The following is a 21,378-nucleotide window of genomic DNA, read 5'->3' as shown; positions in this document are numbered from 1 at the left end:
TCAGGTTGAGGGATCGCCGGTCTTGCGGCATTCGCTGGCAACGTGCGCCAACGGGTGATGGTTCAGAACAAGATCGCGCATGCGCGCGTCCAGCACATGGGTATAGATCTCGGTCGTGCCAAGATCGGCGTGGCCCAGCAGCATCTGGATGCTGCGCAGATCGGCGCCGCCTTCCAGCAGATGGGTCGCAAAGGCATGGCGGATGACATGCGGCGTGACACGCGCGGGGGGGATGCCCGCCTCGATGGCCATATTGCCCAACAAGCGCGACAGGCTCTGACGGGGCATGTGACCCTCGGCGCCGATGGCGGGGAACAGCCAGCGTGCGCCGGGTCCCTGCAGCATCCGGTGCAGCGAACTGCCATGGGGCGCCGCATCGCGCAGGACGATCCATTCGCGCAAAGCCGCGCGGGCAGGGGTGCTAAGCGGCACCATCCGGTCCTTGCCGCCCTTGCCCTTGACGACCAGCACCGCCGGATCGCCGCGACAACCCGCCACGGGCAGGGACACCAGTTCGGTCGCGCGCAGACCGGTCGCGTAGAGCAGTTCGATCAGGCAGACGTTCCGGGCACGGTCGGTCTGGGTGCGGCCGATGCGGCCCGCGGCGTCCAGAAGCGCCTCGACCTCGGCGCGGTCCAGCGTCTTGGGCAGGCGCTTGGCGCGTCCCGGGCCCGCAATGCGCAAGGCCGGATCATCGGTGCGCCACCCCTCCTCAAGGGCAAAGCGGGTGAACTGGCGGATGGCCGACAGGCGGCGGGCACGGGTGGCGCGCGACAGGCCCTGGGCATCGCAGTGGGTCAGGTAATCCTCGACCTGATCACGGGTCAGATTGGCCAGCGACAGGCGGCGATTGGCCAGCCAGTCCGACAGGTCGCGCAGGTCGCGGCCATAGGCCAGCAGGGTGTTGCGCGCGGCCCCGGCCTCGGCCGCCTGCGCGTCCAGAAAGTCGGAAATGGCGCGGTGATCGCTCATCCCGCGTCCTCCGAGATTTCGGGCAGCAGTGCGATCTGGGCGGCAACCAGATCGGCGTCCTGCGTCAACCCAAAGGCGCGCATCATTGCCACGCCCCGCGCGGCGCGGGCCAGATCGCCTTCCAATGCCGCGTCGATATCGGTCATGGCGGTCATCAAGGCCTCGCCTTTGGCGGTGATGGGGGCATCGGGGACGGGCAGGGCCTCCAGCGGTTCGACCCCTTCGGGCAGCGGGCGCAACCCCTGCCACGCCTGCAGCAGCGCAGTGATGCGGGCGGTTTCGGCGTCTTCGCTGTCGGGCAGATCCTGCGCGATCATGCCGGCCAGCAGGTCGGTCATATCGGCACGGCGGAATTCGTCGAAGGCGCGGGGCAGGGCCTGCCGCAGATCGCCGCTGGCCAGCGCCGCCTCCAGCGTGCGCATCACGCCTGCGCGTTCCCAGACCCCGCCCGAGGCCGCGGGCCGCTGTTCGGAATAGATGCTGCGCAGCTGTTGATGCGACAGCGCACCGGCGCGGACCAGACGCTCGGCTGCCTCGACACGCGCCTTGAAGCCGCTGTTCAGCCGCAGGTCCGATTGCGCGAAGGCCACCGGCAGCGGCGTGGTGGGCAGGGGTTGGCCAATCGCCTCGTGGATGCGGAATTCGATCGGGGTCATCCGCTCGGACGGGTCCAGCATCTGTTCGCCGTTGACGAAGGCATCGTCCAGAAAATGCGTCAGCAGGACCGCGCGGCGTTCGTCGATCAGGCCAAGCGCCTCGGCGCCGTGCAGGCTGACGGCGGCGGCGGCCCAATCGCCGGTCTGCGCCAGACAGAAGATCCGCGCCGCGAAGCTGGGTGCGATGCCCGGGGTGCCGTCCATGATGGCGCAGGCCCGCGATTCGTCGCCCTCCAGCAGGGCGATGTCGAACATACGGCGAAAGATTTCGGGTTCGCCCGGACCGGCGGCGGCCAGCAGGCTTTGCGCCGGTTGCAGCGCGCCCATGTCCAGCAATCGGTCGACACGTGCCAGGAACAGCTGCCCCGACGTGCCGCGCGCGCCTTCGGTCGCCTGTTCCGGCGTCCATTCTGGCGGCGTCAGCTGGGCGGTCAGGATGCGCCGCATCAGGCCCTGCATGGCGGGCAGGCGGGCGGGGGTGGTCAGCACCTGCTGGGCCAAGGCGGCGGGATCGCTGCCCTGCCACAGATCATGGGGTAGACCGGCGCGATGCGCGCTTTGGGTGCCGGTATGGTCGGGGTTGGTCTGATCCAGCCGCGTGACCTGCACGGGGCCGACCGCGCCGCTTTCGGCGACCGCGCGACGGCTTGGCTGGCCCTTACGGTCAGGGCGCCTGCTGCCATCGCCGGGTCGCCAAGCCGAGCTTTCGCGCTGAGGCCCGCGCACGCTGCCCGACAGCCAGTCGCTGGCCGAGAGCGGCTGCTGCGCCGCCAGCGGCTGCGCCATCAGGCAGCCGGTCAGCAGCAGCGCCAGGAGGCGGCGCGGAGCAGGGCCGGGGTCACTCACCGGCAGAATCGGCGGCAGGCTCGGCCGTGCCATCTTCCGCGCCCAGTTGCAGCTGGGTGCGGGTTTCGGTCCGGTTCGGGTCCATGTTGCCCAGGTAGGCGTAACCCGCAAGGCCGATCAGCCCCGCCAGAATCAGCACCACCAGTATCTTGATCTTCCGCATCGAATTCGCCTTTGCTCGACCGTGTTTTATTTGGCTCGGGCCGGTTCTACGCCGGCTTGTCCCGAATATATATGGCAATTTCCGAAAGATCACGTCATTCAGTCACCCGATTGACGGGGGTTGGAATGACCAAGCGGATTACGCGCCATATCGTGCTGATCGGAATGATGGGGGCCGGAAAGACGGCGGTGGGGACCGAACTGGCCCGACGGTTGCGGGTGCCCTTCACCGATTCCGATGCCGAGATCGAATCCGCCGCCGCCATGTCCATCAGCGAAATCTTCGCGCGCGACGGCGAAAGCTTCTTCCGCGACCGCGAAGGTCAGGTGCTGGCGCGGCTGCTGGCGGGGCGGCCGGGGGTCATCTCGACCGGCGGGGGCGCCTGGCTGCGCGCCGAGAACCGGGCAGCCGTGGCGGCGCGGGGCATCTCGGTCTGGCTGAACTGCTCGCCCGAGGTGTTGTGGAACCGCGTTCGCCAACGCAGCACCCGGCCCCTGCTGAAAACCGCCAACCCCAAGGGCACGCTGCTGCGCCTGCTGGCCGAACGCAGCCCGCTTTATGCGCAGGCTGAGGTCGAATTCCTGTCGCGATCGGGCGACAGCATCGAAACCTCGACCGACCGGCTGATCACGCAGCTGCGCGCCGCCGACCCCACCCTGATCGAGGATACGCCATGACCCAGCCTGTCACCGTCCATGTCCCCCTTGGCGATCGCGCCTACGACGTGCGGATCGGCACCGGGCTGATCGGCCGCGCAGGGGCCGAGATCGCGCCCCTGCTGGCGCGTCCCCGCGTCGTCATCGTCACCGATGAAAACGTCGCCGCCCTGCATCTGGAACCGCTGAAGGCCGCTCTGAAGGTCGAGGGCATCGCGTATGAAGCGCTGATCCTGCCCGCGGGCGAGGCCACGAAAAGCTGGCCGCATCTGACCCGCTGCGTCGAATGGCTGCTGGAACAGAAGGTCGAGCGTCGCGATGTCGTGCTGGCCTTGGGCGGCGGCGTCATCGGCGATCTGGTGGGCTTTGCGGCGGCGATCCTGCGGCGGGGCGTGCGCTTCGTGCAGTTGCCGACCTCGCTTCTGGCGCAGGTGGACAGCAGCGTGGGCGGCAAGACCGGCATCAACAGCGCGCAGGGCAAGAACCTGATCGGCGCCTTTCACCAGCCCTCGCTGGTACTGGCCGATATTTCGGTGCTGGAAACGCTGAAAGACCGCGATTTTCTGGCGGGCTATGGCGAGGTCGTGAAATACGGCCTGCTGGGCGATGCGGATTTCTTCGGCTGGCTGGAAACGAATGCAACCTTGCTGCGTGACGACCCTGAAGTGCGCCAGCATGCGGTGGCCCATTCAGTGGCCATGAAGGCGGGTATCGTGACCCGCGACGAAACCGAACAGGGCGAGCGCGCTTTGTTGAACCTTGGCCATACCTTCGGGCATGCGCTGGAACAAGCGACCGGATATTCCGACCGGTTGCTGCATGGTGAGGGCGTGGCGATCGGCTGCGCCTTGGCTTTCGATCTGTCGGCGCGGATGGGGCTGTGCAGCCAAGAAGACCCGAGTCGCGTGCTAGAGCATCTGCGGGCCATGGGCATGCCCGCGCGGCTGTCGGACATTCCGGGCGATCTGCCGGGTGATGCGGCGCTGATCGACCTGATGGGGCAGGATAAGAAGGTCGTGGACGGCCAGCTGCGCTTCGTGCTGGCACGTGGCATCGGTGACGCCTTTGTCAGCGACGCGGTTCAGGCCGGTCCCTTAGCGCAGGTCCTGAAAGACGCGCGCTGATCTGAACAGGCAAGCGCCGCCGTCCCCCATCGAGGGGAACGACGGCGCTGGACGGCCTTGCCGTCCGGTTCCGCCACCGGTGTCGGCTCAGGCGGCCTTGCGGCCGTTCAGCATGTCGAGGACCATGCGGTCGGCGATCTGCGGGATCAGCTGATCTTCGGCACGGGCGCGTGTCAGCATCTGGTCCACGCGGCCCGCGATGGCGATCAGGCGCTCCAGACGCCAGGCATCGGGTTTGGCGTGGATTTCGCTTGCGACGCTGATGATGCCACCGGCGTTCACCACATAATCGGGCAGATAGGTGATCTGGCGATCGGCCAGGATCTGGGCCACGGAATCATCGGCCAACTGGTTGTTTGCCGCACCGCAGACCAGACGCGCCTGCAGTTGCGCGGCGGTTTCCGGCGTCAACACCCCACCCAAGGCGCAGGGGGCGAAGATATCCATTGGCTGATCAAAGACCTGATCGGTGGCACAGACCGTTGCGCCAAGCCGTGCCTGCGCGTCGTCCAGCGCCGCTTGGTTGATGTCGGACACGATCAGGCGCGCGCCAGCGGCGTGCAGTTTTTCGGCCAAAGACATGCCGACGTGGCCAAGCCCCTGCACCAGCACGCGGCGGCCGGTCAGATCCTCGGTGCCGAACACATGCGACGCACCGACCTTGAGGCAACGGAAGACACCCTCGGCGGTCCAAGGGGACGGATCGCCGGACGCGCCCGACAACCCCACCGCATAGGGCGTCTGGCTGGCCGCATGCGCCATGTCCAGGGGCGAGATGCCGACATCCTCGGCGGTGTAATACCGTCCGGCCAGCGTATCGACCGCCCGACCAAAGGCCTGCATCAACTGGGGTGTCTTGTCGTGACGCGCGTCGCCGATGATGACCGATTTGCCGCCGCCCAGCCCCAGATCGGCCATGGCATTCTTGTAGGTCATGCCGCGTGCCAGCCGCGTGACGTCATGGATGGCCGCCGCATCATCGGCATAGGGCCACATCCGGCAGCCGCCCGCCGCAGGGCCAAGAACGGTGGAATGCACGCAGATCAGCGCCCGCAGACCGACCTCGGGGTCCTCTGCCAGAACCAACTGTTCAAAGCCTTCGGGGGCGGTCATATCCGTAAGTGTCAGTGCCATCGGCGGTGCCTTTTCGGGTGGATCTGCGTGAAGATTGCCGATCAGAAAGCGCCTTGCGTGGCCAGATGCAAGCGCAGGATCATTTGCAAAGGCGCGGCCCCTGTCGCGCAATTGTCATGCGCCGTGACCCGGCAAGTGGCAATATTTGCATCCGAGCGCATAACGAAGGGCGACCCCTTGGGGCCGCCCTGTCAAAAGCGAATCGCCGTGGTGGCGTGGATCAGAAGGGGATCTCGTCGTCGTAATCGGGACGTCCACCGCCCTGCGATCCACCGCCCTGCGACCCGCCCGACGGGCCCGAGCCATAGCTGTCATAGCCGCCCTGGTCACGACCGCCGCCGCCCATGCTGCCGCCACCCATGCCACCGCCGCCGCCTTCGCCGCGACCGTCAAGCATCTGCAGGGTGCCGTTGAAGCCGCGCAGCACGATCTCGGTGCTGTATTTGTCGGCGCCGGACTGGTCCTGCCATTTGCGGGTTTCCAGCTGGCCTTCGATATAGACCTTGCTGCCTTTTTTCAGGAAACGCTCGACCACGTTCACCAGACCTTCGGACATGATCGACACGGTGTGCCATTCGGTCCGTTCGCGGCGCTCGCCGGAGGTGCGGTCCTTCCACTGTTCGGATGTGGCGATGCGCAGATTGGCGACCTTGCCGCCGTTCTGGAAACTGCGGATTTCCGGGTCGCGGCCCAGATTGCCGATCAGGATGACCTTGTTGACGCTGCCTGCCATGACGGAATTCCTTGGTGATGTCTCTATGGGTTCAAAGGGGTCTATCGCAGGGCGACCGTCGCCTGCAAGCGGTTCGCCTGCCCGTCCCAAGGCGGGATGCCGCCCAAGGGGTCGGTGCGGGCACGGCAAGGATGGTGGCACCTGCCGGATTTTTGTGTATGATTGTCGCCAAAACCGGCAATAGTCAAAGCCGACACCAACGAGGGGCCGATACATGCGGATCAGACATTCTGTGACAGCGGCACTTTGCGTGGCACTGATCAGTGCAACCGCGGTGCCCGCCATGGCCGAGGGACTGCGCCTGTCCGGCAGTTCCTCCAAATCCCGCGCCGATCAATTCGCCCGACAGACCCGCCTGATGGATTCGCGGCTGTCAACTCAATACCAGCAATCCGCACGTCTGCAGCCGGGCGGTTCCAAAAGCAACGCTCTGGTCCCCGAGGAAACCGTCCGCATCCCGCGCTATACCGGACGCCGGACGGCCTATTTGCCGCATGCGCGCGCGGCGGCCCAGAAAAACGGCATCCCCGAGGATCTGTTCTTGCGGCTGGTCCAGCAGGAATCGGGCTGGAACCCCAACGCCAAGTCGCACAAGGGTGCCATGGGTCTGGCGCAGCTGATGCCGGGGACGGCCGCCAAGTTGGGTGTGAACGCGGCCGATCCGGTGCAGAACCTGAACGGCGGGGCGCGTTATCTGCGAATGATGTACAACCAGTTCGGCAACTGGAACCTTGCGCTGGCGGCCTATAATGCGGGGCCGGGGGCAGTGCAGAAATATGGCGGCATCCCGCCCTATCGCGAAACCCGCAACTATGTGCGGATCATCGCTGGCGGCTGATCGCCGAATTGAAAGGGCCCCGATGGGGCCCTTGTTCGTTCAGCTGCGAAGGCCGGTCCGTTTCAGCAGACCCTTGCGCTTGGCTTCATAGTAGTAGCCGCGCGCATACCAGCCGATGGCCTCATCCGGGTCGCCGTCAGCAACCATCCATGCGCCGCGCAGGTATTTGACGCCGTAGCGCAGGTTGGTATCGGCATCCAGCAGCCCCGCATCGGGACCGCGATAGCCCATCGTCCGGGCCGTCTGCGGCACGATCTGCATCAGCCCGTAATAGGGACCGTTGCGCGCGCTAGGACGATGCTGCGATTCCCGCAATACGACCCGTTGCACCAGCGCTGAGGGCACGCCGTAATGGCGCGCCCAGAAATTGATGCGTTGACGCAAATAGGGCGTTTCATTGGGGTAAAGCCCGTTCTGGCGCAGACCGGCGGGTGCCTTTGCACTGCCCCCGCCGCAGGCAGCAAGCGCCAGCAGCGACAGGACGGCAAGACGCCGTCCCATCATGGATGTGCAACGATCGCCATCCTGCGCCGCAAGGGCGTCAGACATGGATCGCGCCGCCGCCGCACGCCAAGGCCGCTTCACGCACGGCTTCGGACACGGTCGGGTGGGCATGGCAGGTCAGTGCCAGATCCTCGGCCGAGGCGCCGAATTCCATTGCCACACAGACCTCGTGGATCAGATCGCCCGCCGACGGGCCGATGATGTGGCAGCCCAGAATGCGGTCTGTTTCGGAATCGACCACCAGCTTGACGAAGCCGTCGGCCTGCATCATCGCCTTGGCGCGGGCGTTGCCCATGAAGGGGAACTTGCCGATTTTGACCTTGCGACCGCCTTCCTTGGCGGCCTCTTCGGTCAGGCCGACGCTGGCGACCTCGGGGGTGGTATAGATGACGCCGGGGATCACGTCGTAGTTCACATGGCCATGCTTGCCAGCGATCACCTCGGCGACGGCCATGCCCTCATCTTCGGCCTTATGGGCCAGCATCAGGCCGGGCACCGCGTCGCCAATGGCATAGATGCCCTTGACGTTGGTCGCCCAATGGTCGTCGATGGCGACCTGACCTCGGTCGGTCATCTTGACGCCAAGCGCATCCAGACCCAGCCCGTCAACCGTCGGACGGCGACCGGTGGCGACCAGCACGCAATCGGCCTCGATCACCTGTTCGCTGTCATCCTTCTTCAGCGCATAGGTCACCTTGGCCTTGCCGCCCGCCACTTCAGCGCCCTTTACGGCGGCGCCCATCACGAACTTCAGGCCTTGCTTGGTCAGCATCTTCTGGAACTGCTTTTGCACCTCGGCGTCCATGCCGGGGGTGATCACGTCCAGATATTCAACGACCGTCACATCCGCCCCAAGGCGCGAATAGACCGAGCCAAGCTCCAGCCCGATGACGCCCGCACCGATGACGACCATCGATTTCGGGATGTTCGGCAGGGTCAGCGCGCCGGTGCTGTTGACGATCACGCCGCCCGCATTGTCGACCGTAACGCCCTTCAGTTCCGAAGGGACCGAGCCGGTGGCGATGACGATGTTCTTGGCTTCGTGGACCGTGTCGCCGACCTTGACCTTGCCGGGGGCTTCGATCTGCGCCCAGCCCTTGATCCAGTCGATCTTGTTCTTCTTGAACAGGAACTCGATGCCCTTGGTGTTGCCGTTGACGGTTTCCTGCTTGTAGCCCTGCATCGTCGTCCAATCGACGTTGACCTTGGCGTTCATCAGGCCCATCTTGGCAAAATTCTCGTGGCTTTCGTACAGCATGTGGCTGGCGTGCAGCAGGGCCTTGGACGGAATGCAGCCGACGTTCAGGCAGGTGCCGCCCAAGGTCTCGCGGCCCTCGACGCAGGCGACTTTCAGGCCCAGCTGTGCGGCCCGAATGGCGCAGACATAGCCACCGGGGCCAGAACCGATCACGATCAGATCATACATAGGAATTCCTTTCATTCGGACCGCAGGGCGGAGACTTTGCGCAGCCCCGGACGCCTGCGGGATATTTCTAGACGGATGACGACACAAGTCCCGCGATGATCATCAGGACCGTCGCTGCGAAGCCGATCATCCAGATAATCGAGCGGCCCGGCACCCAGCCCAGCACATAGGCCGGAACATAGGCGATGCGGGCCAGAAGATAGATCCAGGCGCAAAGGGCGGTGAAACCGGATGCCGCCCCGCCCATGGTGACCACGACCACCGCAAGGGTGAACATGATCAACCCTTCGAAGTGGTTGTTGAAGGCGCGCTGCAGGCGTCCCGCCGTGCCCTTTAATTGGGTCAACATATTGTCGCGCGGGCTCATGGCGACCTTCGACCCGATCTGGCGCTGCGCCATCACGGAATAGGTGGCGAACTGGACCGTCTGCAACAGGCCTGCCAAGGCCAGAACGGTGATTTCGGTGGACATGGTCAGACGGTCTCCAGAAAATGGGGGGTCGATGCGGTCACGCCGGCCTGCGTTTCAAAGACCTTGGCCGCGCCGGACAGATAGTCGCGCGCCGATTTGGCGTCGCTGACCTGAAACAGCGCCCAGGAATGCCCGTCGTCTTCGCGCCAAAGCTGCAGCAGAGACAGGCCGTTGCGGCCCCGATCCTCGGCATCGGCATCAAAAGCCGTCCGGAAGGCGGTGGCGTCCTGATGGGTATAGCGAACGATCAGCTGCATGATCCATGCTCCGGTCTAAGGGGGCACATCCCGCCGCGATGTGCGGAAAACAGAACAGGCGGATGACAGGAACGCAGGATCATGGTGCAGGGGTCCGCTGACTGTCGTCCCATTCGGCATATGAAACGGGGGCCATGTCGCCACGGCCCCCGAAGGTCGGATTACAGATCCATCAGCAGGCGACGGGGATCTTCCAAGGCTTCCTTGACGCGGACCAAGAAGGTCACGGCGCCCTTGCCGTCCACGACGCGGTGGTCATAGGACAGCGCCAGATACATCATCGGGCGGATGACGATTTCACCGCCGACGACCATCGGCCGTTCCTGGATCTTGTGCATGCCCAGAATGCCCGACTGCGGAGGGTTCAGAATGGGCGAGGACATCAGCGAACCATAGACGCCACCGTTCGAGATGGTGAAGGTGCCACCCTGCATTTCGGCCATGGTCAGCTTGCCGTCACGGCCCTTCAGACCAAGCGCGCCGATTTCCTTTTCGATGTCGGCAAAGCTTTTCTGATCGGCGTCGCGAACGACCGGAACGACCAGACCCGTGGGGGTGCCGACAGCGACGCCCATGTGGACGAAGTTCTTATAGACGATGTCGGTGCCGTCGATCTCGGCGTTGACCTCGGGGACTTCCTTCAAGGCGTGGCAGCAGGCCTTCACGAAGAAGGACATGAAGCCCAGCTTGACCTTGTGCTTCTTTTCGAAGGCGTCCTTGTATTCGTTGCGCAACTGCATGACGCCGGACATGTCGGCTTCGTTATAGGTCGTCAGCATCGCGGCGGTGTTCTGCGCGTCCTTCAGACGGCGGGCGATGGTCTGGCGCAGGCGGGTCATCTTGACGCGCTCTTCGCGGTCGGCGTCGCTAGCGGGGGATGCGGCGCGCGGTGCTGCGGCGGGGGCGGCGGATGCCTTGGCCACGTCTTCCTTCATCACGCGACCGTCGCGGCCCGAACCTTGAACCTGATCACGGCTGACGCCTTTTTCGGCCATGGCCTTCTTGGCCGAAGGCGCATCCTCGACGTCCGAACGCGGGCGCGTTTCTTCGGGACCGGCGTTCTTCAGCACGGTTTCCTGAGCGGTCGCAGGTCCGCTGGCATTGCCTGCGGCACCTTCGGTGATCACGGCCAGACGCGCCTTGGCATCGACGGTCGCGCCTTCTTCGGCCAAGATTTCAGCCAGAACGCCCGCAGCGGGTGCCGGAACCTCGACCGAGACCTTGTCGGTCTCCAGTTCGCACAGCATCTCGTCCATCTCGACGCTGTCGCCGGGCTTCTTGAACCAGGTGGCGACGGTGGCCTCGGTCACGCTTTCGCCCAGGGACGGAACCATCACGTCCACGGATTTGCCGGTCATTTTGTCTTGTCCTTCGGATTTTTCAGCAGGTTTGGCGTCTTCGGTCTTGGCTTTGGCGGGCGCGGTGGCAGTGCCGGCCTCGTCGATCTGGGCCAGCAGGGCGTCGGGGCCGACGGTTTCACCCTCGGCTGCGACGATTTCCGCCAGAACCCCGGCCGAGGGGCTGGGCACCTCGACCGTGACCTTGTCGGTCTCCAACTCGCACAGCATCTCGTCCATCTCGACGCGGTCGCCGGGCTTCTTGAACCAAGTGGCGATGGTGGCCTCGGTGACGGATTCGCCCAGTGCGGGTACGCGGACTTCGGTTGTCATCGGATCATCCTTCAAGGTTCAGTGCTTCGGCGACCAGCGCCTCTTGTTCAGCTTTGTGGCGCGACGCAAGGCCCGTCGCGACCGAGGCGGCAGCATTGCGACCGGCATAACGGGCGCGCGAATGCTTGGCGCCAAGGCGTTCCAGCACCCATTCCAGATAGGGCTCGACGAAGGTCCAGCCGCCCTGGTTCTTGGGCTCTTCCTGACACCAGACAACTTCGGCCTGCTTGAAGCGACCCAGTTCCTTGATCATCGCCTGCGCGGGGAACGGATAGAACTGTTCAAGACGCAGCAGATAGACGTCGGTGATGCCAGCCTCGTCGCGCTGTTTCAGCAGGTCGTAATAGACCTTGCCCGAACAGACGACGACCCGCTTGATCTGATCGTCCTCGACCAGCTTGGTGGGCGACAGACCGCGTTGCGCATCGTCCCACAGCACACGGTGGAAAGTCGAACCCGTCTGGAAGTCCTCGGCCTTGCTGACGGCCAGCGGATGGCGCAGCAGCGATTTCGGCGTCATCAGAACCAGCGGCTTGCGGAAGCCACGGTGGATCTGGCGGCGCAGGATGTGGAAATAGTTGGCCGGCGTCGTGCAGTTCGCGACGATCCAGTTGTCCTCCGCACAACCCTGCAGGAAGCGTTCCAAGCGGGCCGAGCTGTGTTCGGGACCCTGACCTTCGAAGCCATGCGGCAGCAGCATGACCAGACCGGACATCCGCAGCCACTTCTTTTCGCCCGAGCTGATGAACTGGTCGAACATGATCTGCGCGCCATTGGCGAAATCGCCGAACTGCGCTTCCCACATGACCAGGCTGTTCGGTTCGGCCAGCGAATAGCCGTATTCAAAGCCCAGCACCGCATATTCCGACAGCATCGAGTCGATGACTTCGTAGCGTGCCTGATCTTCGGTGATGTTGTTCAGCGGATAGTAACGCGCTTCGGTCTTCTGGTCGGTAAAGGCCGAGTGGCGGTGGCTGAAGGTGCCACGGGTGCTGTCCTGTCCGGCCAGACGAACGCCGTGACCTTCCGTAACCAGCGACCCGAAGGCCAACGCCTCGGCGGTGGACCAATCGAAGCCTTCGCCGGTTTCCAGCATCTGCTTCTTGCCTTCCAGCAGACGGCCCACGGTCTTGTGCAGGTTCATGCCTTCGGGAACAGTGGTCAACGCGCGGCCGACCTGAGTCATCACCTCGGGCGAGATGCCGGTTTCACCCGCGACATATTCCGCACCTTCGCGCGACAGGCCGGTCCATTTGCCGTCCAGCCAATCGGCCTTGTTCGGCTTGTAGTTCTTGCCGATCTCGAACTCTTCGTTCAGATGCGCCTGGAACGCGCTCTTCATGTCCTCGATCTCGCCTTCGGGGATCAGCCCGTCGGCGACCAGACGTTCGGTGTACAGCTGCAGCGTCGTCTTGTGACCCTTGATGCTGTTGTACATCGCCGGGTTGGTGAACATCGGTTCGTCGCCTTCGTTGTGACCGAAGCGGCGATAGCAGAAGATGTCCAGGACCACGTCCTTGCGGAACTTCTGGCGGAATTCGGTTGCGACCTTGGCGGCATGGACCACGGCCTCGGGATCGTCGCCGTTCACGTGGAAAATCGGCGCTTCGACCATCAGCGCGATATCCGTCGGATAGGGCGAGGTGCGGCTGAAATGCGGTGCGGTGGTGAAACCGATCTGGTTGTTCACCACGATATGCATGGTGCCGCCGGTGCGGTGACCACGGATGCCCGACAGCTGCAGGCATTCGGCCACGACGCCCTGACCGGCGAATGCCGCATCGCCGTGCAGCAGGATCGGCAGGACCGAGGTGCGGTCCTTGCGGTCGCCCATCTGGTCGGTCTTGGCACGCGCCTTGCCCAGCACGACGGGGTTCACAGCCTCTAGGTGGCTGGGGTTTGCGGTCAGCGAAAGGTGGACGGTGTTGCCGTCGAATTCGCGGTCGCTGGAGGCACCGAGGTGATATTTCACGTCACCCGAACCATCGACATCCTCGGGCTTGAAGCTGCCGCCCTGGAATTCGTGGAAGATGGCGCGATAGGGCTTGGACAGCACGTTCGCCAGAACCGACAGGCGGCCGCGGTGGGGCATGCCAACCACGATGTCCTTGACGCCCAGGGCGCCGCCACGCTTGATGATCTGCTCCATCGCGGGGATCAGCGCTTCACCGCCGTCCAGACCGAAGCGCTTGGTGCCCATGTATTTGACATGCAGGAACTTCTCGAAGCCCTCGGCCTCGACCAGCTTGTTCAGGATGGCGCGGCGGCCTTCGCGGGTGAAGGCGATTTCCTTGCCGTAACCCTCGATGCGTTCTTTCAGCCAGGCTGCTTCTTCGGGGTTCGAGATGTGCATGTACTGCAGCGCGAAGGTGCCGCAATAGGTGCGCGTCATCAGATCCGCGATCTGGCGGATAGACGCGACTTCCAGGCCCAGCACGTTGTCGATGAAGATCGGGCGATCCATGTCCTCGGGACCGAACCCATAGGTCGAGGGCTTCAACTCGCCGTGATCGGGCACGTCGCGCAGACCAAGCGGGTCCAGCTTGGCGTGCAGATGGCCACGGATCCGGAAGGCGCGGATCAGCATCAGCGCGCGGATGCTGTCCAGAACTGCCTGACGCATCTGGTCGGTCGTCAGCTTGACGCCCTTTTCCTCGGCCTTGGCGGCGATCTTCTTGATCGCGGCATCGGCATCACCCTTGGAGGCACTGGGCCATTCGCCGGTCAGCGCTGCGGTGGTGTCATCCTGCGGGACGGGCGGCCAGTCGGCGCGCTTCCAGCTGGCACCTTCGGCCTCGCGGACGGCGTCGGCTTCGGCGTCGCCCAGTTCGCGGAAGAATGCATCCCACGCCTGATCGACCGCTGCCGGGTCCTTGGCCCACTGGCCGTAAAGATGTTCCACATAGGCCGCGTTATGGCCCTGCAGAAACGAGGAATCGTGGAAATCGGAATTTTTCGGCTGGTCGGTCATGCTGGTCCCCGTTCAGGGCAAGGAGAGGGAAATGGCGGTGTCAGGCAGGATTGTCAGGCACAGTTCGTCAGGCACAGTGGATATCAAAAATTCGGGCGCCGGGGTCGGCGAAGGGATCGATGCGGGGCTGGTGGACAATGCGCAGCGGCGCGCGTCGTTCCAAACCGCACAGTGCCACCGCGGCCTGGCTTTCGGCATTCGCGGGCGCGGCCGAGGGCTGATAGATCACCCGCCAACCGAAATCCCTGCGGGCCACCGTCCGGACCGAGGCTGGCGGAAGGCCGCTTGCCTGATGCAGATCGGTACGGGCAGGAATGCCACCGGGCAGGATGTCCCCGGTCATGCGATCACCGCAGGCAGCAAGGGTCAGAAGGGCGATCAGCGACATGGGAACGCCGCGACCCGATGCCATCTGCACCTGGTTCGGCTGCGGCTCGGTGGCGCGCTCTCCGGTCACTGTCACGGTCCTTCCCCTTCATGCCATCCGCCCCCCATACTCATGTCCGGGGGGCGGACAGTCAAATCATCAGGCCTTGATCGCCTTCAGAACGGCTTCGCCCAGACCGGCGGGGCTGTCGGCGACGACGATCCCGGCCTTCTTCATGGCCTCGATCTTCGATTCCGCGTCGCCCTTGCCGCCCGAAACGATCGCACCGGCATGGCCCATGCGACGGCCCGGAGGTGCGGTGCGACCTGCGATGAAGCCTGCGGTCGGCTTCCACTTGCCCTTGCGCTTCTGCTCGGCCAGGAATTCGGCGGCTTCTTCCTCGGCGGAACCGCCGATTTCGCCGATCATGATGATGGATTCGGTCTCATCATCGTCCAGGAACATCTGCAGCACGTCGATGTGCTCCATGCCCTTGATGGGGTCGCCGCCGATGCCGACAGCCGAGGACTGGCCCAGACCCACGTCGGACGTCTGCTTGACGGCCTCATAGGTCAGGGTGCCCGAACGCGACACGACGCCGACCGAACCACGACGGAAGATGCTGCCCGGCATGATGCCGATCTTGCATTCGTCCGGCGTCATGATGCCCGGGCAGTTCGGGCCGATCAGGCGCGACTTGCTATTCATCAGGGCGCGCTTGACGCGCATCATGTCCAGAACCGGAATGCCTTCGGTGATCGCGACGATCAGCGGCACTTCCGCATCAATGGCTTCCAGGATCGAATCCGCCGCGAACGGGGGCGGGACATAGATCACGCTTGCATTCGCGCCGGTCACGGCCACGGCTTCGTGGACGGAATCGAACACGGGCATGCCCAGGTGATCCTTGCCACCTTTGCCCGGCGTGACGCCACCGACCATCTTGGTGCCATAGGCGATCGCCTGTTCGGTGTGGAAGGTGCCCTGGGATCCGGTGATCCCCTGGCAGATGACTTTGGTATTCTTGTCAACGAGAACGGCCATCATGGCCTCCTTGCGTAGGGGTGCGACTTGGCGCACCGATGTTTCTGGAAGCCGCGCCGGCGGGGGCGCGGCCAGAAGATCAGGCTCAGCCCTTGACCGCTTTCACGATCTTTTCGGCCGCATCCGACAGATCGTCGGCCGCGATCACGTTCAGGCCGCTGTTGGCGATGATCTCTTTGCCCAGTTCGACGTTCGTGCCTTCCAGACGGACGACCAGCGGAACCTGCAGGCCGACTTCCTTCACGGCGGCGATGATGCCTTCCGCGATGATGTCGCAGCGCATGATGCCGCCGAAGATGTTGACCAAGATGCCTTTGACGTTCTGGTCGCTGGTGATGATCTTGAAGGCCTCGGTGACCTTTTCCTTGGTCGCGCCGCCGCCGACATCAAGGAAGTTGGCAGGCTCGGCGCCCTTCAGCTTGATGATGTCCATGGTGGCCATGGCCAGACCGGCACCGTTGACCATGCAGCCGATTTCGCCGTCCAGCGCGATGTAATTCAGGTCGAACTTGGAAGCTGCCAGTTCCTTCGCGTCTTCTTCGGTCTCGTCGCGCAGCGCCATGATGTCGGACTGGCGATAGAGCGCGTTGTTGTCGAAGCCCATCTTGGCGTCCAGGCACTTGATGTTGCCTTCGGGCGTCACGATCAGCGGGTTGATCTCCAGCATCTCCATGTCCTTGTCGATGAACAGGCGATACAGGTTCTTGACCAGTGCCACGCATTGCTTGACCTGCTGGCCTTCAAGGCCCAGGGCGAAAGCGACGCGACGACCGTGGAAATCCGACAGACCCGAGGCGGGATCGACGCTGAACGTCACGATCTTCTCGGGGGTGTTGGCGGCGACTTCCTCGATGTCCATGCCACCCTCGGTCGAGGCGACAAACGACACGCGGCTGGTCTGACGATCGACCAGCAGCGCCAGATACAGTTCGCGGGCAATGTCCGAACCGTCTTCGATATAGATGCGGTTGACCTGCTTGCCTGCGGGACCAGTCTGGTGCGTGACCAGCGTGCGGCCCAGCATCTGGCGGGTCAGCTCTTCAGCTTCGGTGACCGATTTGGCCAGACGAACGCCGCCCTTTTCGCCAGCTTCGGCTTCCATGAAATGGCCCTTGCCGCGTCCACCTGCGTGGATCTGGGCTTTCACAACCCAAAGCGGGCCGTCCATCTCGCCTGCGGCGGATTTGGCTTCGTCGGCCTTGGTCACGATGCGACCTTCGCTGACGGGCGCGCCGTATTGACGCAGCAGCGCCTTGGCCTGGTATTCGTGGATGTTCATCTCGACCCCCTCATTCGGTTCGACAGATTTGGCGGTGTTGTTGCATACCTCGGGGCACCACTAAAACGATTTTCCCGTAAAATACCAAAAACCAGCGGGTTCCTGCCTGATGTGATCACACCAATTCAACGTGTGATCACAAAGCGCGGGTCGCGCGGCGCACCCCGCTTGATTCGGAGGCATCAGCATCCGATTCAGTTCAGCAGCAGCATGTAAAGACCAGCCCGCCCGCCGAACATCTGGACAAAGCCATCCCAGCTGTCGCCCCCCACGGTCAATCCCGGGCGGGCATAGGGCAGGGCGGCGGTGCCTTGCACCCAGGCGGTGACATCGACAGGCTGCGGGTCCTGCAGCCATTGGGCGATGTCCACCCCAAAGCCCGGAGCGAAGCGCCAGAAGGGGACCAGCATCTTGCCTTGCAGAGCCTGATCGACCTCTTCCAGCAGGGCCATCCACTGCGGGCCGGTTCCCTGCGGCAGATCGAAGCCCAGTGCGGCGTGCTGGCCGTCGTTCGGGATCCATTCGCGATCATCGTCGCCTTCCTGCGCGACCAGCGTCCAGAAGGCGCGGTTGGCGGCGATCATCTGACGCATGTGGTCGCGGGCCTGCTGCGTCAGGTTGGGGTCGGGCTGATGGCGCAAGGTCTGCAGCACCACGGCGATGCGGTCGATGAAGGGACCGATGGCCTGCGCCTGCATCTGCATGCTGGGCGCCCGCGCCATCTGCCCCGGCGGTTGCGCGAACTGACGCGTCAGTTCCTGTTGCAATGCGATGTGATCGGCCAGAGCCGGGGCGGGGTCGAAGGCCAGCGTCAGCGTGGCGACGGATTGGATCAGATGGGTATAGGCGCGCAGCCATTCGACATCGGCGCGGTCGAAGCGGATGATGCGCGGGCCTTCGGGCAGGGGCAGACCTGCCATCTGCGCCAGCGACTCGGACGACCCGCGGGTGTCATCGCCGTCCACATCCAGCCAAAGGTCGTCCAGATCCAGCACCAGCGCCGCATCATCGTCAGGCAGATGATCGCGGGTGGCCTGCATCGCCTCTGACAGGTCGGTCATCAGCGTCGTGACGATATCCGCCGTCATGGGCTGGGGATCGGGGTTGGCAGGCAGCGCCGCGCCAAGGATCGGCAGTGGCACCAAGGGCTCGGTCGCTCCGACCTGCCAACGCGTCTGGAATGCCGTCTGCACTGCGCCAAGGAAGGTGACCGCCGACAGCGCCATATCCCGGTCAGCCGAGGCTGGCTGCCCCGCCAGCGCCCGCGCGGTCGCAGTGATCCCGTCGCGTGCGATCATCCCCGAGGTGGTGTTGTCATCGGCAAGGGCAGGGCCCGCGATCAATGTCAGAACGGCAAGCAGATGGCGCATCGGACGGGGTCCCGAAATGGAAACGGCGCGCCAACCATGGCGCGCCGTTCCGAAAGCTGCAAGCGTCAGGCGATCACGCCAGCGAGGCGTCGATGCCCTTGCAAGCCGCGACCAGACCTTTGACGGCGTCGGTTAACTTGTCGAACATGGCCTGTTCGTCCTTGTCCATGGCGATCTCGATGACCTTCTCGACACCCTTGGCACCGATCACGGTCGGAACGCCGACATACATGCCGTCAAGGCCGTATGCGCCGGTCACATGCGCTGCACAGGGCAGAACGCGCTTCTGGTCTTTCAGGTAAGCCTCGGCCATCTCGATGGCGCTGGTCGCGGGCGCATAGAAGGCGCTGCCGGTCTTCAGCATGCCGACGATTTCCGCGCCGCCATCACGGGTGCGCTGAACGATGGCGTCTAGTTTTTCCTGCGTGGTCCAGCCCATCTTGACCAGATCCGGCAGCGGGATGCCCGCGACGGTCGAATAACGGGTCAGCGGAACCATGGTGTCGCCGTGGCCGCCCAGAACGAAGGCGGTGACGTCCTTCATGGACACATCGAATTCCAGCGACAGGAAGTGGCGGAAGCGGGCCGAATCCAGCACGCCGGCCATGCCACAGACTTTGTTATGGGGCAGGCCGCTGAATTCGCGCAGCGCCCAGACCATGGCGTCCAGCGGGTTGGTGATGCAGATGACGAAGGCGTCGGGGGCGTGCTTGGCAATGCCCTCACCGACGGCTTTCATGACCTTGAGGTTGATGCCCAAAAGGTCGTCACGGCTCATGCCCGGCTTGCGGGGAACGCCGGCGGTGACGATGCAAACGTCTGCGCCTGCGATGTCGGCATAATCGTTGGTGCCCTTCATGCGGGCGTCGAAACCTTCCGACGGACCGGATTGGGCGATGTCCAGGGCCTTGCCCTGCGGCGTGCCTTCCGAGATGTCGAACATGATGACATCACCAAGTTCCTTCATCGCGGCCAGATGGGCCAGCGTGCCGCCAATCTGCCCCGCACCGATCAGTGCGATTTTGGGTCGGGCCATGGATAACCTCCGAATACATTATGGAATGTTGCGTGGTGGTTAAGCCGTTGCGCAATGAATCGCAAGTGTGACGTGCTGCGCTGCGGCGTTGATTGGGCTAACACTTGCCATCCGTGGCCCGGCGCGCCAAGGCTTGCACATCATGCAAGGGGGGGCGTGGAATGCTGGAGCTGACGGTGACGGGCTGGATTCTGGCCGTGGTGGCGGCGACGGCGGTGGGACTGTCGAAGGGCGGGCTGGCGATGGTGGGAATCATCTCGGTCCCCCTGATGTCGCTGGTGATGTCGCCGGTGCAAGCGGCGGGGCTGTTGCTGCCGGTCTATGTCATTTCCGATCTTGGGGGGCTGATCGCATTCCGGCGCAACTTCGACCGCAGCGTGCTGGTCCGGTCATTGCCCGGTGCGCTTGCAGGGATCTGCATCGGTTGGGCAACGGCATCGATCGTGCCGGTCTGGGGGGTGACGTTGATCGTGGGCGTCATCGGGCTGGGCTTTGCGCTGAATGCGCTGATCCGGCCGCAGCTGGACAAGGCCCCGCGACGCCCGACCTATGCCGCGGGCAGCTTCTGGGGCGGGCTTGCGGGCTATACCAGTTTCGTCAGCCATGCGGGCGCGCCGCTGTGGCAGGTCTATGCCCAACCCTTGCGCCTGTCGCCGCTGGTCTATGCGGGGACGACGACATGGTTCTTTGCCATCGGCAATTGGGTCAAGCTGATCCCCTATGCGCTGCTAGGGCAGCTGTCGGCGGCCAATCTGGCGACGGCGGCGGCGCTGATCCCCGTGTCGCTGGTGGCGGTCTGGGTGGGGCTGCGGCTGGTGCGGATCATCCCGGCCTTGCTGTTCTATCGCCTGATAACATGGGGGCTGCTGATCGTCTCGGCGCGGCTGATCTGGCAAGCGCTGGCGGGCTGATGCCGCAGTGCAGCGTATTTTTGCTTGCCATTTGTGGTGTATAATTGCAGCGTGACGCAACATTGTTACCCAGAGGATGCCATGGCCCGCCCTTACCGCTCTGTCCTGTATATCCCCGCCGCCAACGCCCGCGCGATGGAGAAGGCCCGCGCCTTGCCCGCCGACGCCATCATCTTCGACCTCGAGGATGCGGTCGCCCCCGACCAGAAGGCCGCCGCCCGTGATGCGTTGAAACAGGCGCTGGCGGAAGATTACGGCCCGCGTGCGCGCATCCTGCGGATCAATGCGCTGGCGACCGAATGGGGCAGGGATGACGCGCTGGCCTCTGCGGGCGATCTGGCGGGGATGGTGGATGCGGTGTTGATCCCCAAGGTGGACAGCCCCGCCAATCTGGATGCCGTGGCCGAACTGATCCCCGACACCCCCCTCTGGGCGATGATGGAGACGCCCTTGGGCATGCTGAACGCGGCCGCCATCGCCGCCCATCCGCGCCTGCAGGGCATGGTGATGGGCACCAACGATCTGGCCAAGGATCTGGGCACCCGTTTTCGCGCCGACCGCCTGCCGATGATGGCGGGGCTGGGGCTGTGCCTTCTGGCGGCCAAGGCGCATGGCGTGGTGATCGTCGATGGGGTCTTCAACGCCTTCAAGGATGAGGACGGGCTGCGCGCCGAATGCGATCAGGGCCGCGACATGGGCTTCGACGGCAAGACGCTGATCCACCCCGCCCAGCTGGCCATCGCCAATGACGCCTTCGCCCCGACGGATGCGGAAATCGACCTTGCCCGCCGCCAGATCGAGGCTTTCGATCAGGCCACCGCCCAGGGCAAGGGCGTCGCCGTCGTCGACGGCAAGATCGTCGAGAACCTGCATGTCGCCACCGCCCGCGACACGCTGGATCGGGCGCAGGCGATTGCGGCCATGGCGCAATAGGCGCAAGGTGCGGCAA

The 21,378-nt window shown here is 64.4% G+C and carries 21 protein-coding genes; 5 read left to right on the top strand and 16 right to left on the bottom strand.

Annotated elements, in window-relative coordinates; all coding sequences use genetic code 11:
- Genes SJY40_RS08485 through SJY40_RS08475 form a run of 3 tightly spaced genes read right to left on the bottom strand, consistent with a single transcriptional unit; the run spans position 1 to position 2,637 of the window.
- On the bottom strand, positions 1 to 972 hold the full coding sequence (locus SJY40_RS08485) for a tyrosine recombinase (RefSeq protein WP_378945015.1): 972 nt from the start codon (positions 970 to 972) through the stop codon (positions 1 to 3).
- The gene (locus SJY40_RS08480) at positions 969 to 2,474 is read right to left on the bottom strand and encodes a hypothetical protein (protein WP_378945011.1); all 1,506 of its coding nucleotides are present in this window, start codon (positions 2,472 to 2,474) and stop codon (positions 969 to 971) included. The genes SJY40_RS08485 and SJY40_RS08480 overlap by 4 nt, the downstream gene beginning before the upstream one ends.
- Positions 2,467 to 2,637: a hypothetical protein gene (locus SJY40_RS08475; protein WP_378945008.1), complete on the bottom strand. Its 171-nt coding sequence runs from the start codon at positions 2,635 to 2,637 to the stop codon at positions 2,467 to 2,469. Before SJY40_RS08475 ends, SJY40_RS08480 begins: the two co-directional genes overlap by 8 nt.
- A gap of 71 nt (positions 2,638 to 2,708) precedes the next feature.
- On the opposite strand from SJY40_RS08475, the gene SJY40_RS08470 reads away from it, so the two are divergent.
- Both SJY40_RS08470 and aroB read left to right on the top strand, forming a co-directional pair.
- Entirely contained in the window at positions 2,709 to 3,314 is a 606-nt protein-coding gene (locus SJY40_RS08470) for a shikimate kinase (RefSeq protein WP_378945005.1), read from the top strand.
- Positions 3,311 to 4,417, top strand: coding sequence for a 3-dehydroquinate synthase (aroB, locus tag SJY40_RS08465; RefSeq protein WP_378945002.1), 1,107 nt, complete (start codon positions 3,311 to 3,313; stop codon positions 4,415 to 4,417). Before SJY40_RS08470 ends, aroB begins: the two co-directional genes overlap by 4 nt.
- 87 nt (positions 4,418 to 4,504) lie before the next feature.
- On the opposite strand, the gene SJY40_RS08460 is transcribed toward aroB, so the two are convergent.
- Both SJY40_RS08460 and ssb read right to left on the bottom strand, forming a co-directional pair.
- The gene (locus SJY40_RS08460) at positions 4,505 to 5,551 is read right to left on the bottom strand and encodes a Glu/Leu/Phe/Val dehydrogenase dimerization domain-containing protein (RefSeq protein ID WP_378945000.1); all 1,047 of its coding nucleotides are present in this window, start codon (positions 5,549 to 5,551) and stop codon (positions 4,505 to 4,507) included.
- A 220-nt stretch (positions 5,552 to 5,771) separates the two neighbouring features.
- Complete coding sequence (gene ssb / locus SJY40_RS08455) at positions 5,772 to 6,284, bottom strand: single-stranded DNA-binding protein (protein WP_378944998.1); 513 nt, start codon at positions 6,282 to 6,284, stop codon at positions 5,772 to 5,774.
- Positions 6,285 to 6,498: 214 nt separating this feature from the next.
- On the opposite strand from ssb, the gene SJY40_RS08450 reads away from it, so the two are divergent.
- Positions 6,499 to 7,122 carry a lytic transglycosylase domain-containing protein gene (locus tag SJY40_RS08450; protein WP_378944997.1) on the top strand — a complete coding sequence of 208 codons (624 nt, stop codon included), beginning with the start codon at positions 6,499 to 6,501 and terminating at the stop codon, positions 7,120 to 7,122.
- Between the two features lie 39 nt (positions 7,123 to 7,161).
- Here SJY40_RS08450 and SJY40_RS08445 read toward each other — a convergent pair whose 3' ends face one another.
- The 11 genes from SJY40_RS08445 to mdh all read right to left on the bottom strand — a co-directional run bounded on the left by SJY40_RS08445 (position 7,162) and on the right by mdh (position 19,518).
- Positions 7,162 to 7,671, bottom strand: coding sequence for a transglycosylase SLT domain-containing protein (locus SJY40_RS08445; RefSeq protein ID WP_378944994.1), 510 nt, complete (start codon positions 7,669 to 7,671; stop codon positions 7,162 to 7,164).
- Positions 7,664 to 9,058 (bottom strand): dihydrolipoyl dehydrogenase, encoded by a 1,395-nt coding sequence (gene lpdA, locus SJY40_RS08440; RefSeq protein WP_378948327.1) that lies wholly within the window; start codon positions 9,056 to 9,058, stop codon positions 7,664 to 7,666. The genes SJY40_RS08445 and lpdA overlap by 8 nt, the downstream gene beginning before the upstream one ends.
- A gap of 61 nt (positions 9,059 to 9,119) precedes the next feature.
- On the bottom strand, positions 9,120 to 9,524 hold the full coding sequence (locus SJY40_RS08435) for an MAPEG family protein (protein ID WP_378944991.1): 405 nt from the start codon (positions 9,522 to 9,524) through the stop codon (positions 9,120 to 9,122).
- 2 nt (positions 9,525 to 9,526) lie between these two features.
- Positions 9,527 to 9,781, bottom strand: coding sequence for a hypothetical protein (locus tag SJY40_RS08430; RefSeq protein WP_378944989.1), 255 nt, complete (start codon positions 9,779 to 9,781; stop codon positions 9,527 to 9,529).
- Between the two features lie 161 nt (positions 9,782 to 9,942).
- Positions 9,943 to 11,451: a 2-oxoglutarate dehydrogenase complex dihydrolipoyllysine-residue succinyltransferase gene (gene odhB / locus SJY40_RS08425; protein WP_378944986.1), complete on the bottom strand. Its 1,509-nt coding sequence runs from the start codon at positions 11,449 to 11,451 to the stop codon at positions 9,943 to 9,945.
- Between the two features lie 4 nt (positions 11,452 to 11,455).
- Positions 11,456 to 14,422 (bottom strand): 2-oxoglutarate dehydrogenase E1 component, encoded by a 2,967-nt coding sequence (locus SJY40_RS08420; protein ID WP_378944983.1) that lies wholly within the window; start codon positions 14,420 to 14,422, stop codon positions 11,456 to 11,458.
- A 67-nt stretch (positions 14,423 to 14,489) separates the two neighbouring features.
- Positions 14,490 to 14,885 carry a hypothetical protein gene (locus SJY40_RS08415; protein WP_378944980.1) on the bottom strand — a complete coding sequence of 132 codons (396 nt, stop codon included), beginning with the start codon at positions 14,883 to 14,885 and terminating at the stop codon, positions 14,490 to 14,492.
- Between the two features lie 63 nt (positions 14,886 to 14,948).
- Positions 14,949 to 15,833, bottom strand: coding sequence for a succinate--CoA ligase subunit alpha (gene sucD, locus SJY40_RS08410; protein ID WP_378944977.1), 885 nt, complete (start codon positions 15,831 to 15,833; stop codon positions 14,949 to 14,951).
- A gap of 85 nt (positions 15,834 to 15,918) precedes the next feature.
- The gene (sucC, locus tag SJY40_RS08405; RefSeq protein WP_378944974.1) at positions 15,919 to 17,112 is read right to left on the bottom strand and encodes an ADP-forming succinate--CoA ligase subunit beta; all 1,194 of its coding nucleotides are present in this window, start codon (positions 17,110 to 17,112) and stop codon (positions 15,919 to 15,921) included.
- A gap of 194 nt (positions 17,113 to 17,306) precedes the next feature.
- On the bottom strand, positions 17,307 to 18,482 hold the full coding sequence (locus SJY40_RS08400; RefSeq protein WP_378944971.1) for a hypothetical protein: 1,176 nt from the start codon (positions 18,480 to 18,482) through the stop codon (positions 17,307 to 17,309).
- 73 nt (positions 18,483 to 18,555) lie between these two features.
- Positions 18,556 to 19,518 carry a malate dehydrogenase gene (gene mdh, locus SJY40_RS08395; RefSeq protein WP_378944968.1) on the bottom strand — a complete coding sequence of 321 codons (963 nt, stop codon included), beginning with the start codon at positions 19,516 to 19,518 and terminating at the stop codon, positions 18,556 to 18,558.
- 161 nt (positions 19,519 to 19,679) lie between these two features.
- Between mdh and SJY40_RS08390 the strand changes: the two genes are divergently transcribed.
- Positions 19,680 to 20,429 (top strand): sulfite exporter TauE/SafE family protein, encoded by a 750-nt coding sequence (locus SJY40_RS08390; RefSeq protein ID WP_378944965.1) that lies wholly within the window; start codon positions 19,680 to 19,682, stop codon positions 20,427 to 20,429.
- A gap of 81 nt (positions 20,430 to 20,510) precedes the next feature.
- On the top strand, positions 20,511 to 21,362 hold the full coding sequence (locus tag SJY40_RS08385) for an HpcH/HpaI aldolase/citrate lyase family protein (protein WP_378944962.1): 852 nt from the start codon (positions 20,511 to 20,513) through the stop codon (positions 21,360 to 21,362).
- The last annotated feature ends 16 nt before the right edge of the window (positions 21,363 to 21,378 follow it).

The sequence above is a fragment of the Paracoccus sp. R86501 genome (assembly GCF_042466435.1).
Taxonomy (GTDB): domain Bacteria; phylum Pseudomonadota; class Alphaproteobacteria; order Rhodobacterales; family Rhodobacteraceae; genus Paracoccus.
The sequence above is the reverse complement of the archived record's forward strand: the minus strand, read 5'-3'. Positions and strand labels throughout refer to the sequence as shown.